The following is a 15,167-nucleotide window of genomic DNA, read 5'->3' on the forward strand; positions in this document are numbered from 1 at the left end:
GGGAGCCGCAGATCGCCCGCCGCAAGGCGCAGGTCGGCGGCTCTGAACGCAACGCCCGGTCAGGCCCAAGCCTGGCCGGGCGTTTGCCGCTTTAGTTACAGGTAGCAAAACATGGCAAAAGAATACAGCCGTACCCAACGTATCGGCGATCAGATGCAGCGCGAACTGGCGCAACTGATCCGTCGCGAAGTCAAAGATCCGCGCGTCGGCCTGGTGACCATCACCGCCGTCGACGTCAGCCGCGATGTCGGCCACGCCAAGGTGTTCATCACCGTGATGGGCGAGGACAGCGCAGAAGACATCAAGCAAAGCCTCAAGGTGCTCAACAGCGCCGCCGGTTTCCTGCGCATGCAACTGGGCAAGGAAATGAAGCTGCGCAGCGTGCCGCAACTGCACTTCCACTACGACGAGAGCGTGACCCGCGGTGCCCATCTGTCGGCACTGATCGAGCGCGCGGTCGCCGAGGACAGCCAGCACAAGTCCGACGATACCCCCCTGGACACCAAGGAGTAAGCGGTGGCTCAGGTCAAGCGTATCCGTCGTAACGTCAGCGGCATCATCCTGCTCGACAAGCCGTTGGGGTTCACCTCCAATGCTGCCCTGCAGAAGGTGCGCTGGCTGCTCAACGCCGAGAAGGCCGGACATACCGGCAGCCTCGACCCGCTGGCCAGTGGCGTGCTGCCGCTGTGCTTCGGCGAGGCGACCAAGTTCTCGCAATACCTGCTCGAGTCCGACAAGGGCTACGAGACGGTGATGCAACTGGGGCAGACCACCAACACGGGCGACGCCGAAGGCGAAATTCTGCAAACCCGCGAAGTGACCGTTGGTCGCAGCGACGTTGAAGCCGTACTGCCACAGTTTCGTGGTCCAATCAGCCAGATACCGCCGATGTACTCGGCGCTCAAGCGCGATGGCCAGCCGCTGTACAAGCTGGCACGTGCAGGCGAAGTAGTGGAGCGTGAAGCGCGTTCTGTTACTATTAACCGCTTGGAGCTGCTCGAGTGCGAAGGCACCCGGGTACGCCTCTCGGTAGGCTGCAGCAAGGGCACCTACATCCGTACGCTGGTAGAGGACATCGGTGAGCAGCTGGGCTGCGGCGCCTATGTTGCAGAACTGCGCCGCACGCATGCAGGCCCCTTCGAACTGGCCCAGACCGTCACCCTCGAAGAGCTCGAGCAGGTGCACGCCGAAGGTGGCAACGAAGCGGTCGACCGCTTCCTGATGCCATCGGACAGCGGGTTGCAGGACTGGCCGTTGCTGCACTTCTCCGAGCACAGCGCGTTCTACTGGCTGCATGGTCAGCCGGTGCGTGCACCGGATGCGCCGAAGTTCGGCATGGTCCGCGTGCAGGATCACAACGGTCGTTTCATCGGTATCGGTGAAGTGAGCGAAGACGGGCGCATTGCGCCACGTCGACTGATTCGGTCGGAATGATCGAAACCTTCAGTGTCGGGTTCAGGCCCGGCACTGGCGGGCAAGAGGATGGCTGTCAATAGGCACGGTCACGCCTCACTTTTAAATACAGGGATCTGTCCCTGGCCTATTGGAAACCGTGTGTACGGTTTCCCTTGATATTGGAGAAGCCAGATGGCACTCAGCGTTGAAGAAAAAGCAAAGATCGTTGGCGAATACCAGCAAGCAGCCGGTGACACCGGTAGCCCGGAAGTGCAGGTTGCCCTGCTGACCGCCAACATCAACAAGCTGCAAGGCCACTTCAAGGCCAACGGTAAAGACCACCACTCCCGTCGTGGTCTGATCCGCATGGTAAACCAGCGTCGCAAGCTGCTGGACTACCTGAAAGGTAAAGACACCACTCGTTACAGCGCCCTGATCGGTCGTCTGGGCCTGCGTCGCTAATAGCGGCCTGGTCAGTGGTGTGCACGGCGTGCTGCTGTCATCCGCCGAGGGCTTCGGCCCCCGCGCGGGTGAGCACGCCGCGCGTATCTATGAGGTTGGCTGTCTGCCTCGCCCGCGCGGTTTACCGCAAGGGCAGGGCAGGCTCCCAACCTCTAGTTTTATCTGGACTGCCAACAGGGCCGATTCCCTGTGCTGCCCAAGAATTCGCAAGAACCAGTTCCCCCAGAGCCACTGAAGAAGGTAGGAAACCGTGAACCCGGTAATCAAGAAATTCCAGTTCGGTCAATCGACCGTTACCCTCGAGACGGGCCGTATTGCTCGTCAAGCGTCCGGCGCCGTATTGGTCACCGTCGACAACGATGTCACCGTGCTGGTGACCGTGGTCGGTGCCAAACAGGCCGATCCAGGCAAAGGCTTCTTCCCCCTGTCCGTTCACTATCAGGAAAAGACCTACGCCGCCGGCAAGATCCCTGGTGGTTTCTTCAAGCGTGAAGGCCGTCCTTCCGAGAAAGAGACCCTGACCTCGCGTCTGATCGACCGTCCGATCCGTCCGCTGTTCCCTGAAGGCTTCATGAACGAAGTGCAGGTTGTCTGCACCGTCGTTTCCACCAGCAAGAAAACCGATCCGGACATCGCTGCCATGATCGGTACCTCGGCTGCGCTGGCCATCTCCGGCATTCCGTTCGAAGGCCCTATCGGCGCCGCCCGTGTCGCTTTCCACGAAAGCACCGGCTACCTGCTGAACCCGACCTACGAGCAACTGGCTGCCTCGAGCCTGGACATGGTCGTTGCCGGTACCTCCGACGCCGTGCTGATGGTCGAATCGGAAGCCAAGGAGCTGACCGAAGACCAGATGCTGGGCGCCGTGCTGTTCGCCCACGACGAATTCCAGGCCGTGATCCAGGCCGTCAAGGAGCTGGCTGCCGAAGCCGCCAAGCCTACCTGGGACTGGACTGCCAAGGCCGAGAACACCCCGCTGCTGAGCGCCATTCGTGGCGAATTCGGTGCCGCGGTGTCCGATGCCTACACCATCACCGTCAAGGCCGACCGTTATGCTCGCCTGGGCGAGCTGCGCGAGCAGGTCATCGCCAAGTTCTCCGGCGAAGAAGGCCAGCCGACTGCCGCTGAAGTCAAAGAGATCTTCGGTGAAATCGAATACCGCACCGTTCGCGAAAACATCGTCAACGGCAAGCCACGTATCGATGGTCGCGACACCAAGACCGTGCGCCCGCTGAACATCGAAGTCGGCGTGCTGCCGAAAACCCACGGTTCGGCCCTGTTCACCCGTGGCGAAACCCAGGCCCTGGTCGTTGCGACCCTGGGTACTGCACGTGACGCACAGCTGCTGGACACCCTGGAAGGCGAGCGCAAAGACCCCTTCATGCTGCACTACAACTTCCCGCCGTTCTCGGTGGGCGAGTGTGGCCGCATGGGCGGTGCTGGTCGTCGCGAAATCGGTCACGGCCGTCTGGCCCGTCGTTCGGTCCAGGCCATGCTGCCGGCCGCCGACGTGTTCCCGTACACCATCCGCGTGGTGTCGGAGATCACCGAATCCAACGGTTCGAGCTCGATGGCTTCGGTCTGTGGCGCTTCCCTGGCCCTGATGGACGCTGGTGTACCGATGAAGGCGCCGGTAGCCGGTATCGCCATGGGTCTGGTCAAAGAGGGCGAGAAGTTCGCCATCCTGACCGACATCCTGGGTGATGAAGACCACCTGGGCGACATGGACTTCAAGGTAGCCGGTACCGCCAAGGGTGTGACCGCGCTGCAGATGGACATCAAGATCAACGGCATCACCGAAGAGATCATGGAAATCGCCCTGGGCCAGGCCCTGGAAGCGCGCCTGAACATCCTCGGCCAGATGAACCAGATCATTGGCCAGTCGCGTACCGAGCTGTCGGAAAACGCACCGACCATGATCGCGATGAAGATCGACACCGACAAGATTCGCGACGTTATCGGCAAGGGCGGCGCAACCATCCGTGCCATCTGCGAAGAAACCAAGGCGTCGATCGATATCGAAGACGACGGTTCGATCAAGATCTTCGGCGAAACCAAGGATGCTGCAGAAGCTGCGCGCCAGCGCGTTCTGAGCATCACTGCCGAAGCCGAGATCGGCAAGATCTACGTCGGCAAGGTCGAGCGCATCGTCGACTTCGGTGCATTCGTCAACATCCTGCCGGGCAAGGACGGTCTGGTTCACATCTCCATGCTGAGCGATGCTCGCGTCGAGAAAGTGACCGACATCCTGAAAGAAGGCCAGGAAGTCGAAGTACTGGTACTGGACGTGGACAACCGCGGCCGTATCAAGCTGTCGATCAAGGACGTTGCCGCCGCCAAGGCGTCGGGCGTCTGATGATGCAGCAGGGCAGGTAACTGCCCGGTAGTGCCAATGCCCCGTATCGCAGGATACGGGGCATTTTTTTTGCTTTCAGCCGGCAGCGCCGGCAAAGCGCCTGCGCCCCAGGTTGGTGATGATCAGGCTCAGCGAGTCGGCGTTGGCCAGGATCAGGTCGGTGCGTACCTGCGGATCGCTGTAGAACGCAGTGCGTGCAGCTGCCAGGGTGTTTGTCTTGCTTAGCCGAAAGATCGCGGGCAGGGCTCGTCCATCCTTTTTCCTGATATCTCTCCAGATCTTGCTCGAGGTGTCGAAGGTTCTGAACAGCGCCTGGGCGGGGGTGTTGATCGAGAGCCCGTTCTGTTTGTAGCCAAGGATCGTCTGATAGGCGATACGCCCGCCCCGCGTGTGCTGGCTGATCTGGTCCGGGAAGGGGGCCGCGGCTTCCACGTAGGCGATATCCACGGTTCGAAGTACCTGGTGTGACAGCTCGTGTATCAGCGTCGTTGCTTGCTGGTGGGCGAGCAGCTCGATGGCCGGTGGCGTTGCGTAAATCGAAACGTCCCATGGCAGGGTGAACACGCGCTCGGTGAGAAAGATCCGCTTGCCGGGGTCGTTGTGGTAGGTGAAACCGTAGGTATCGCGCTGATCGGGCATGTTCATGCCCACCACGAGGCGTTTGGAGGTGACCGTGTCCATCGAGGCCGACAACAGCTCGTCCAGTATCCGCTGGGTATAGTCACGCAGCAGGCGTACTGTCTGGTCTGAGGGAGGGTGGTCGAACACGTTTTGCAAGATGCTCAGTGTTTCGGGCGGCAGGGGCGCCTGGGGCGAAGACAGGTTGAGGTTCTTCAGGCAGGTGTCCAGATAGTGGCGGCTCAAGGCATGGGCACGCAGTAGCATCTGGTACTTGGTCGGCTGGAGCGCGGCAATGTTCTTCATCCCCGAAGCCAGCGTGGTGTAGCGCAGGGATATGTCTTCGTCGGCCAGGGCCGTTTCGAAACTGCTGTAGGCCGCACCGCCGCCACGCAAGCCTTCCTGCAGATCAACCTGCCACTGATTTCCCGTTCTTTGCAGCGTGGGCCCGAGTCGGCCCTGCTTGATGATCTGCCACTGCTGTGCTGGCTTGGCCACTTCATAGACGTGGCCCGCGATCACGCAATAGAAACGCTCGGTACCCGGGGCGAAATAAAGCCCCAGGGTGGTGTTGCGGACCATGTCCTTGAGTTGCACGTTCTGCGCCTGCAGGTCACTCAGCCGGTTGGGTACCAGGGGGTTGAGCAGTACCTCGTTCCAGGCAGGGTCCAGTTCCAGTGCAGGCGTGACGGGTGAAGGCTCGTTAGGTGTCTTCCTGCTTATGCTCGAGCCACCTGGGCGCATCATGACCAGGCCACTCAGGGCGGTGACGAACTCCGCAAGCGATTCGCCCCAGTTGTGCTGCAAAGCGGCGTTACCGGATGCCTGCAACCACTGGACACTTTGTAGCGAGCTGAGCATGGCTGCCAGCTTTCCAGGCAGGAAAAACGAACTCTGCTCGATGGCAAGGCCCATTACATAGCGCAGCACATTCCAGTATTCCTCGGCGGTAGTTACCGTGCGTGCCTTGGTCAGTGCCCGCAGGAATGCCACGTTCTCGGTGAACAGGTAGTCAAGGGCATTGCCTTCGATCTCGCTGCGCACCAGTTGAACCGCACCGGGGGTGGGCGAGAAATCGAACAGGTCCGATGAGGACCAGAACAAATGGGGGTGAAGAAAGCCGTTGTGGTCGTATCGCGACTGCACCGTGTCGGGAAGCCGGTTCAGAATATCTCGTTGCAGCTCTGGGTCCGAGAGGATGGCACTGCGCAGTGCGCCCTGGTCCTTGAACTCGAGCAACATCTTGTGTGGCCGGTAGGCGCAGTACAACACCAGGGGCCCGTCCTGTTCGCCCTGCGGGCCGATCACATACATGCCCCTCACGGTATCGGGGGCGAACCCTTGCTCGGCCCGTAGCTGCAATTGGCACAGGGTGATCTTCCTGCCCTCGACCAGGTCGCGGGCGAGGGCATCCGGCTTGGCCAGCACATGGGAAAAGTAGTAAAGCGCCTTGGCCGATAGTTTGTTGTCCAGAAAATGCTGATACCCCTCTTCCATCAGGTAGGCGGTGGATACCAGCGTGTAGCGATGACGGCGTTCGAGGTAGTCGGGATCCTGCGGGGTTAACTTCTTCTCGAGCAGGGCACGGTATGCACTGGCCACGTCGAGGCGGTCGATCATGTTGCGGATGGTGGCTGCTTCCAGCGCTTCAGGTGCCATGCCTGGTCGCGTGACGCTGACCTTCATGCTTGTCGCTGTGCCGGTCAACCGGCTGTGGGTCAGGGCGTACTCGCTCAGTGTCTTGGTGGTGGTGGCCAGGTCCGAGGAAATCGGCGAGGGCGTCTGGCCGGGCATCACCGGGTTGGGGGTGAAGTGCGTGAAGGTGACGGTAATCAGGTCGGGATCGTCCGGTGCGCTCGGGTAATCCTGGGCGAGCCCTGCCTTGAGCTGCTGGTTGGCGAAGTCGTTGAGCGTTGGGATCGAGAACAGGTAGTTGAACTTGGGGTTGCTGACACGGGCGCAGGCCTGCACCAGTTGCGCGTAGTTTTTCATTTGCTGCGGTGTCGCGTTGCATAGCCATGCCGGTAGAAGGGTGCGCAAATACTGAACCTCGAGGCTGTCGCGTACCCGCTGCAAGGCCCCTTCGAACGGGTGCCTGGCGGCCTGGTTATCGATGAAGCGTTGCAGCAATGAGGTGCCGAGCCTGCTGCGCAGGGCATAGCCCAGGTAGTAACGCCGGGTTGCAGCACGAAAGCGTGCCGCACTGTGTTCAACAAACGCGAACAGCTCGCTTTGTTCGATGAGGCGTACGCTGGGCTGACTGGCACCTGGAAGCTGCGCCAGGGTGTGCCAGTTGCGCAGGTCTTCGGCGTTCACCAGGCTCAGCCACTGATGAAGCTTCTCCGGGTCGTCGAATGCGCCGGTCATTTCAGAGCGCAAGGCTGCTTCGCTGCTGAATTGACTCAGTGGCTCCAGCGGTGACCAGAGCAACAGGCTGTCATTGTCGGCCGTTGCCCGCTGCAGCACGAATGCATCGGCCAGTGGCAGCAGCCCGGCCTTGCCGGGTACCGACAAGCTCAGGCTGTGCAGGCGAATGGCACTGTGCCCCGGCCGGTCCAATGCTTGCTGCAGCAGGTCGAGCAGCGCGTCATCGATCACGCCGTTCTCGCGGGCTTGCTCCAGTTCGATGCGCAGCAGCGCTTCGTACAAGCTGCGCATGCTCGTGAGCGGGGACACCACACTGTCCTTCAGGCGCAACCGACCCGTGTCGAACGCCTCGAGTTGTTCAAGGTAGGTCGAGGCAAAGCCCGCTTTAAGGGTGTCGATCTGTTGCCGGATCACGGGTGCCGACGGCCACGACAGTGGCAAGCCTTGCCGGTCCTGCACCTGCACCTGATCCTGCGGCGCGTGCTGGTTGCCTGTTTCGCCCAGCTGTTCGAGAAACCTGTCGACCACCGTGCCAGTCTTTTCTGCCCATTTGAGCTGGATGTCCAAGGGGTGCAACTGGCCGTCGCTGATGGCGTCGAGGCTGGGGGCAAGCATGTCCAGAACACAGGACTGCACCTTCGGCTGGGCGGTGGCCAGGGATTGAAACAGCTGATGCAGTGCCCTGGCACGGGTGAGGCGCTCCACCAGCGTAACGCTCTGGCTGGGTGGCACGGGCAGCCTCATGGCGACTGCTGGCTGTGCATCGGGCAGCCATCGACCGTTGACCCCCAGGTGGGTCAGGCGCCTGTCCACCAGCGCGCGCATGTCCAGTGCATCTTCGACCCCGGCCATGGCCGTGCTGCTCTGGGCACCGGGGAAGCGTAGTGCGTGGGCAAGACGCCGGTTGACCAGTGCGATCAGCGCATCAGCAAGTGCGAGGAACATCGGTTGGCCGACCTCGACCAGCCTGACCACAGGCGTCGCGCTGGTTTGCAACTGCTCCCAGTCATCGCGGCTGATCGAGGCGGGGCAAGCAGGTTGTGTGAGCAGGGCCTGGCAATGCCGTTCAAGGGCGGCCTGATCGGCGAAGTGTTGGAACCCGGTTCGTGTGCTGAACAGGAACACCCCCTTGCTGGTATCGGTCGGTTGCTGCAGGGCCAGGCTGTCGGCCAGCAGCACCGTCCTACCCATGTCCTGAGCCGCTGGCACCAACGCCAGGCTACACACCCGCAAGGCGCCCAGGTCGGGGATCAGCGCTTCACGCAGCCATTGCAGCTGAGGGGTGTCGATGCGTTGTTCATTGGCCGCTCGCAACAGCGTACGACAGTAGTTGTCGGCAAGGCCAAGAGCCAGGGCTTCGCGGTTATCGCTGCCCACGTCGTTGTCGACACTGCTCCAATAGCTTCGCAGGGCCTGTGCAAAGGCCCCCGGAACGGCCTTGGCAGTGCTGGCAAGGGCCTGCTCGCAGGCGAGTGGGTCGGGCGTGTCGTGCGTTGCGGTGCCATCGCGTACGAAGCGGCGCTTCAGGTCGATGCCCAGTGGCTGGCCGCTGAACGCGTCCAGTGCAACATCGGCCAGGGCCTGCGTGTGCACCACGCTGGCGTTACTGGCAATGACCTGGACCCGTTGTTGCGCGATGTCGTCGACGCCCTCCAGCAGCGTCGAGAAGGCTGTGCTCAAGCAACTGTCGAGAACACCGGTCAGGGTGGGCAGTTTGGCCAGCCCGCCGGATTGCCCCCGCAGCAGATCGATTTGCTGTTGCATCAGGTGGTGTGACCACCGCGTGAACACGGCATCGCTCAGGTTCACGAACTGCAGCGGTTCGCTCGGCACGCCCAGGTGAGTCAGCTGTGCCTGCAGGGCACTTTCAAGCTGTTGCAGCGTGTTGAAGCCCTGTACGCCATGCAATGGGCTGTACAGGTAGGTCGCCTCAAGCAGCGGGTCGCGCTGATGAATGACCAGGCAATTGGCAGACAGTGGCTGCAGGTTGCCTGTCACCTCCACCCGCATGCTCGCCGGCAGGATCGTTTGATCGGCCAGGCGACGCAGCCACCGCGCTTCGATGATGCTCAGGCTCAGGTCGCGCTGTGCGGTCTCCAGCGCGGTGATGAAGCCTGCGCTCAAGGTGCCGGGCTCAAAGTAGGGCATCACGATCATGGCGTTTCCTGCAGCGGGGGACCCGGTTCATCCGGCTCACGACGCCTGCCACGTTAGAGGGTGCCCTGTTGCAGGCAGTGGTACATATTGCAACGCCCGTTGGATTCCCGGGCATGGGTGCGGCGGTATTTTGTGAACATGCAACTTGCACGCGCATCCATCGCAAAGCATGCAATGTGCACGATGGGATATTTTTTGGTGATTTTTAAGCTGTTGATTTTTAAAGGTTTTATTTTTTATTCGGGTTGGCACAGCTTCTGCACTATCCCTGTTACCTGCTGCCAGGAATGACGGCGCAGACCTTTCGAAAAACAGGAGTGTCTCGTATGAAGAAGTTCGCTATTGCTGCTGCTACTGCCACCGCGCTGACCCTGACCATGGCTAACGCCGCCTTTGCAGCCCAACCTGCATCGCAAGCACCGATGATGCTGGCTGCTGGTGAAATGACCAAGGCCAAAGAAGAAACTTCCGATACCTGGATCACCACCAAGGTCAAAGCCGACCTGGTCACCGAGAAAGGCATCCCGGGTACCGACATCAAGGTCGAAACCAACAAAGGTGTGGTTTCCCTGTCCTCGACCACCGCGATCACCGAAGCGCAGAAAACCACTGCGGTGAACATCGCCAAGAAAATCAAGGGCGTGAAAGCCGTTTCGGCTGATGGCCTGAAAGCCGAGTAAGCGTTTCGCTCGCTGATCCTGACGGTTCATGCGAAAGGCCACACGGAGGTGGCCAACCCTAAAGCCCCGGCGCAGTCAGCCGGGGCTTTTCTTTGTGCGCTGGAACACTGGCCTGGCGTCAGTGCTCCCCGCCAGCCCTACTCGGCGTCCAGGTGCAGGGGCGAGATCACCCGGCCATCCGCTTCGGCCTGGCCCAGCGTGGCGTCGATGAAGTACACCCGGTCGTCTTGCAACTGACCCTTGTCGACCAGGTAGTCCTTGATGCTGCTGGCGCGTGCCTGACCGAGCTGACGCAGCAGCACGGTGCTCTCGGCCCATGACTTGATCACCGCTTCCTGCAGCTTGGCAGTGCGCTGTGCACGGTCCAGCTGCTCCCACTCGGCCGGTGGCTGCTGCTTGAGACGGGTGCGGTAGATACCCTCGAGCATGGCCGGCTTGTCGCCATCGGGCACCTGCAGTTGCGAGGCCTGTGCCGGCACCTTGTCGCCGCGACGCTGAAGGATCTTGTAGTAGGTGCTCTGGTACTCACGATCCAGACGCTGTGCGGCAATCAGTGGCCCGTCGCTGCTCTGGGCGCTGGTGCCTTCGATTTCCAGGCGCAGGGCAGGGCGTTCCTTGAGTGCTGCCGCCAGCTTGTCCAGCGAGCCCTGGGCATCGCTGCTCAGCTCGCTTGAGCCGGGGGCGAAGGACACGGTGCCCAGGTCTTCGGAACCGCCACCACTGACCAGCCCGCCGATGAACTTGAACGGCGCCTGGGCGGCGCGCAGCACCAGGTTGCGCAGGGTCTGCCACACGATCGGCATTACGCTGAACTGCGGGTTGTTGAGGTCGCCCGACACCGGCAACTCGATGGAGATCTTGCCCTCGGTGTCCTTGAGCAGCGCGATCGCCAGGCGAATCGGCAGGTTGACGGCGTCGGGGCTGTCGACCTTCTCACCCAGTTGCAACTGCTCGACCACCACCTTGTTCTCGGCCTTGAGCTGGCCCTTGGTGATCAGGTAATGCAGGTCCAGGTTCAGGCGGCCCTTGCGAATCCGGTAGCCGGCGAACTTGCCCGAGTACGGCGTCAGGGTCGTCAGCTCGACACGCTTGAAGCTGGTGGCGATGTCCAGGCTGGCCATCGGGTCGAACGGGTTGAGCGCGCCCTTGATGGTGACGGGCGCATAACGGTCCACCTTGCCCTTGATATCGACCTTGGCCGGGTGTGGCTGGCGGTTGTCGATGGTGCCGATCTGGCCGTTCAGCTGCTGGATGGCGGTGGCGAAGTTGGGCGTCAGGCTGAAGTCGGCGAAGTTGGCCGAGCCATCGTTGATGTCGATGCCACCGATACGGATACCCAAGGGCTTTTCATTGCTGGCCGTGCGCTTGCCCTGGGGCTTGGCGGCGCCGTTGGCCGGCTGCGGAATCAGCAGGTCATCCACGCTGGTGGTGCGGTCTTCGTTGATCATGAAGCGGGCATAGGGCTGCTGCAGGGTCACCTTGGCAATGCTCAGCGCATCGCCGTGGCGATAGTCCAGGCCGTCCACGTTCAGTTGCTGCCATTTGACGAAGTCACGGCCCTTGATGGTGTCCAGAGTATGCAACTGATTGACCTGCGCCTTGCCGGTGACGCTGAACGCCAGCGGGGCGGTGTTCTTCAGGTCCACGTTCAGGTCGCTGCCGAGCATGCCGCTGCGCAGCTCCAGGCGAATGAACGGGCTGATGTAGGCCTGGGCTACCCGCAGGTCGATGTCCTGTGTGCTGACCTTGAGCCGGGCGCTGACCGGTGCCAGGTTGACCTCACCCGATGCCTGCAGCTTGCCCTGGCGGCCGACGCCGCTGTCGAGCTTGAGGGTGAAGGGGCTCTTGTTGAGGCTGTCGAAGTTCTGCAGGTCGAGGTTGAGCGGTCCGACATCCAGCGCCACCGCTTCTTTCTGCGAGCGATCGGCCAGATGAACCTGGTAGTTGCGCAGTTGCACGTCGCGCAGCAGCACCTGCCACGGCTTGCCGGGCGCGGCCTTGGCGCTGGCTTCCTGCGGCGCGGGCCCGGCAGTGGCCGGCTCGGCCTTTTCCTTGGGGGTGGCCTTGGCAGGCTGGCTGGCGAAGAGTTTTTGCCAGTCGAGCTGGCCGTCGGCTTCCAGGGCAGCCCAGGTTTCCAGCTTTTCACTGCGGATCTTGCCGACCGTGACCAGCTGTTTGGCCAGGTCGACCGTGGTTTCACTCACGTCCAGTCGGGCCAGGCGGGCCAACGGGCGACCGTCCGGGGCCTTGATCGCGAAGGGGGCGATGCTGAGCGAGGCGTTGTCCAGCAGCAGCTCGGTTTCCTTCGACAGGTTGAGCTTGTAATGGGTGTCCAGGTTGAGCACGCCGTCTTCAAGCACCAGCGGCAGGGCGTCGCGCACGTACGGCCACCACACCTTCATCTTGCCGTCGGTGACCTTGAGGGTGCCTTCGGAGGCGATCGGTACCAGGCTGATGGTGCCGGCCCAGTCGATGCGCCCGCCCTCTGGCCCGGCGGCCACCAGGGTCATGTCGGCGTTGTCGTCGGGCAGGGTGCTGAGGTTCTTCAGCTCCAGGTTCATCGAGTCGTAGAGGAATTCGATCGGCTCGCTCGGGCGCAGGTCCTGGAAGTGCAGGTAGCCCTCGCTCAGCTTGATGCTGCCGATGCGCAGCGGGAACGGTTCGCTTGCCGGTGTCTCGGCCTTGGGCTCGCTGGGCGGCAGCTTGAACAGCTGGGTCAGGTTCAGGCTGCCGTCCTTGGCGAACAGCAGCTCGGTGCGCGGCTTGTCCAGCTCGACGGCTGCCAAGTGCAGGGCACCGGACCACAGGCTGTCGAGCTGCAGGTTGGCGTAGAGGCGTTCGAAGCCGACCTGCTCCTTGCCGGTCTCGCCGATCTGCAAGCCCCATAGCGTCAGCTCGAGGCTGAACGGATTGAGCTCGATACGCTGGATGTGCGCCGGCACGGTGGCGTAACTGGCCAACTGCTGATTGGCGATGCGCAAGGCTACGCCAGGCAGGATCAGGAAACCGAGGAGGCTGTACAGGGCCAGGCCGGCCAACAAGGCGCCGAGGGCGCGTTTCAATCCTTTGGGCATGTGCGGCGTCGTCTGTCTAGAGCGGGAGTGCTTGGAGTATGGCACGTTAATTCGGTTCCGAAGGTAGTCCGAAATACCGGACCACCTGCGGTGTTTTCCACTTACAGCTGCAGGATCAAGCACTTCAGGGGCGGCTGTCCGTCCAGTGACGGGAAGTCGTCTGCCGGCTTGAGCACCTGCCATTCCCGCACCGGGCGGCCGATCTTCTGTGCGCAACGCAGTACTTGCTCGCGCCAGTCGTCGAGGCCGACCTTGGCCAGGTTGTTGCAGCAGATCAGCACGCCGCCTTCGGCCGTGCTCAGCAGGGCGGGCTTGAGCAGGCTCTGGTAATCACGCAGCAGGTCGACGGTGCCGAACGCGCTCTTGGCCCAGGCAGGCGGGTCGAGCAGTACCAGGTCGAACTCGCGCGGCTCCAGGCGCGGGTAGGCCGGCAGCTTGTGCCCGCGACGCTGGCTGACCGGCAGGCCTGCCAACTGGCGAATGGCCGGGAAGTAGTCGGACTGGATGAACTCCATGGGCGCCAGTTGCGGGTTGAGTGCGCCGTTCTCGCGGCCAACGGCCAGGTTGCCTTCGGCGAAATCCAGGTTGCACACCGCGCTGGCACCACCGGCCGCAGCGCTCAGGCCTACCCCGCAGGTATAGGCGAACAGGTTGAGCACGCGTTTGCCGGCACTGTGTTGCTTGACCCAGCCACGGGCATTGCGCAGGTCCAGAAACAACAGCGGGTCCTGACCGGCATGGCGACCGCGCGCGCGGTAGTTCAGGCCCCACTCGTGACCGACCAGGTCGGCCAGCGCGGCCTCGCTGGGCTGGTAGACCGGGTCGCGCCGGTCGATGCGGCTGTTGCCCTGGGAGCGGTCGTTGTACACCAGCAGCAGTGGCAGGCCCAGTTCGCGCTCGATGTGCCCATGCAGGTCCAGCAGGGCATCGCGCTCGAGGGTGTGGTGAAAGCTCTGTACCAGCAACTGCGGGCCATAGCGGTCGACGGTCAGTCCGCCCGCGCCTTCCTGGCTGCCGTGGAACAGCCGGTAACAGTCGGTGCCCTGGGCGTGCAGCTCACTTAGAAGCTGCTGGCGGGCGTCGAGGGCGGCGCGCAGCGCCTGATTCAAGGAGGACATGCACGTAGCCTTGGTTTGCGGGCGTGCAGTTTAACAGCAGGCGGGTGCCTTGCACCTGTTCAGGCGCAGCCCACTCGCCGCCTGGCCCGGTGCAGCGAACTGTCGCGCATGGCCCAGCGCAGCACCGGCGCCGTGCTGTCGATGCCCAGGCCTACCAGCCGCCGCTTGAGCGGGTGCGGCGTGCGCTCGAGCAGTTCGCCGGCCCAATCGGGCAGCAGGTTGATCCCAGCCTGCATCATCAGGTTGGCCACCGGTTTGGCCAGGCGGCTCGGCGCCGGGGCCTCCAGCAACACACGCACCACTTCGCGGCTGCGCTCGTCGCATACCAGTTGCGGGCGCATGGCTTGCAGGTAGTGCGCCACCGCCTGGCGCGAACGCGGCACGTTGCGAGCCCCCAGGCGTTCGGCCACCAGGGCGATCTCGGCGTAGTAGGCGTCCTGGTCGGCCAGCGAGAGGTGCGGGTTGCGGTAGCGCAGGTGCGCGGCCATGAAGCTGCTGACTTCGGCCACGTGCACCCAGGTCAGCAGGTCCGGGTCACTGGCGGCATACGGGCGGCCATCGGCCGCGGTCCCCACCACCTGCAGGTGAATGGTGCGTACCTTGTCGATCAGCCATTCGGCGTCGCGGGTGGAGCCGAAGGTGGTGCCGGAGATGAACTGGCTGGTGCGGCGCAGGCGGCCGATGATGTCCTGGCGAAAGCTGGAATGGTCCCACACCCCGGCCAGGGCCAGCGGGTGCAGCACCTGCAGCAGCAAGGCGCTGATACCGCCGATGAGCATGCTGGGGAAATCCCCGTGCACCTGCCAGCTGATGCTGCGCGGACCGAACAGCCCGGGGTCGCCCTTGGGCTGTTCGAGGTCGAGTTGGCCCAGGGCCAGGCCCGTAAGGCTCAGCAACTGTGTTTCGATACGGCGGCGTAGCGCTTCCATGGATACCTTGA

At 62.7% G+C, this 15,167-nt stretch carries 9 protein-coding genes; 5 read left to right on the forward strand and 4 right to left on the reverse strand.

All coding sequences use genetic code 11. The annotated features are described in order from the left end of the window. Positions 1 to 111 precede the first annotated feature (111 nt). From rbfA to pnp, 4 genes are all read left to right on the forward strand, one after another. Positions 112 to 513 carry a 30S ribosome-binding factor RbfA gene (rbfA, locus tag JZZ72_RS04285; RefSeq protein WP_043863819.1) on the forward strand — a complete coding sequence of 134 codons (402 nt, stop codon included), beginning with the start codon at positions 112 to 114 and terminating at the stop codon, positions 511 to 513. Positions 514 to 516: 3 nt separating this feature from the next. After that, complete coding sequence (gene truB / locus JZZ72_RS04290; RefSeq protein ID WP_043863818.1) at positions 517 to 1,434, forward strand: tRNA pseudouridine(55) synthase TruB; 918 nt, start codon at positions 517 to 519, stop codon at positions 1,432 to 1,434. A gap of 153 nt (positions 1,435 to 1,587) precedes the next feature. After that, positions 1,588 to 1,857, forward strand: a complete 270-nt coding sequence (gene rpsO, locus JZZ72_RS04295) for a 30S ribosomal protein S15 (protein ID WP_010222985.1) — start codon at positions 1,588 to 1,590, stop codon at positions 1,855 to 1,857. 250 nt (positions 1,858 to 2,107) lie between these two features. Beyond that, positions 2,108 to 4,213: a polyribonucleotide nucleotidyltransferase gene (gene pnp, locus JZZ72_RS04300; RefSeq protein ID WP_043863817.1), complete on the forward strand. Its 2,106-nt coding sequence runs from the start codon at positions 2,108 to 2,110 to the stop codon at positions 4,211 to 4,213. A gap of 75 nt (positions 4,214 to 4,288) precedes the next feature. On the opposite strand, the gene JZZ72_RS04305 is transcribed toward pnp, so the two are convergent. Then, positions 4,289 to 9,355 carry a hypothetical protein gene (locus JZZ72_RS04305; protein WP_210014086.1) on the reverse strand — a complete coding sequence of 1,689 codons (5,067 nt, stop codon included), beginning with the start codon at positions 9,353 to 9,355 and terminating at the stop codon, positions 4,289 to 4,291. 326 nt (positions 9,356 to 9,681) lie between these two features. Here JZZ72_RS04305 and JZZ72_RS04310 point away from each other — a divergent pair, with 326 nt between their 5' ends. Further along, the gene (locus JZZ72_RS04310) at positions 9,682 to 10,035 is read left to right on the forward strand and encodes a BON domain-containing protein (protein ID WP_043863815.1); all 354 of its coding nucleotides are present in this window, start codon (positions 9,682 to 9,684) and stop codon (positions 10,033 to 10,035) included. A gap of 137 nt (positions 10,036 to 10,172) precedes the next feature. On the opposite strand, the gene JZZ72_RS04315 is transcribed toward JZZ72_RS04310, so the two are convergent. From JZZ72_RS04315 to JZZ72_RS04325, 3 genes are read right to left on the reverse strand one after another with little or no spacing between them, the layout of a single operon-like run. Continuing rightward, positions 10,173 to 13,154, reverse strand: a complete 2,982-nt coding sequence (locus JZZ72_RS04315) for a DUF748 domain-containing protein (protein ID WP_446443921.1) — start codon at positions 13,152 to 13,154, stop codon at positions 10,173 to 10,175. Positions 13,155 to 13,210: 56 nt separating this feature from the next. Further along, on the reverse strand, positions 13,211 to 14,227 hold the full coding sequence (locus JZZ72_RS04320; protein WP_100634056.1) for a class I SAM-dependent rRNA methyltransferase: 1,017 nt from the start codon (positions 14,225 to 14,227) through the stop codon (positions 13,211 to 13,213). 59 nt (positions 14,228 to 14,286) lie between these two features. Next, entirely contained in the window at positions 14,287 to 15,156 is an 870-nt protein-coding gene (locus tag JZZ72_RS04325; protein WP_058540550.1) for an oxygenase MpaB family protein, read from the reverse strand. Positions 15,157 to 15,167 lie beyond the last annotated feature (11 nt).

Origin of the sequence: Pseudomonas palmensis (genome assembly GCF_017848315.1) — a bacterium.
GTDB lineage: Bacteria > Pseudomonadota > Gammaproteobacteria > Pseudomonadales > Pseudomonadaceae > Aquipseudomonas > Aquipseudomonas palmensis.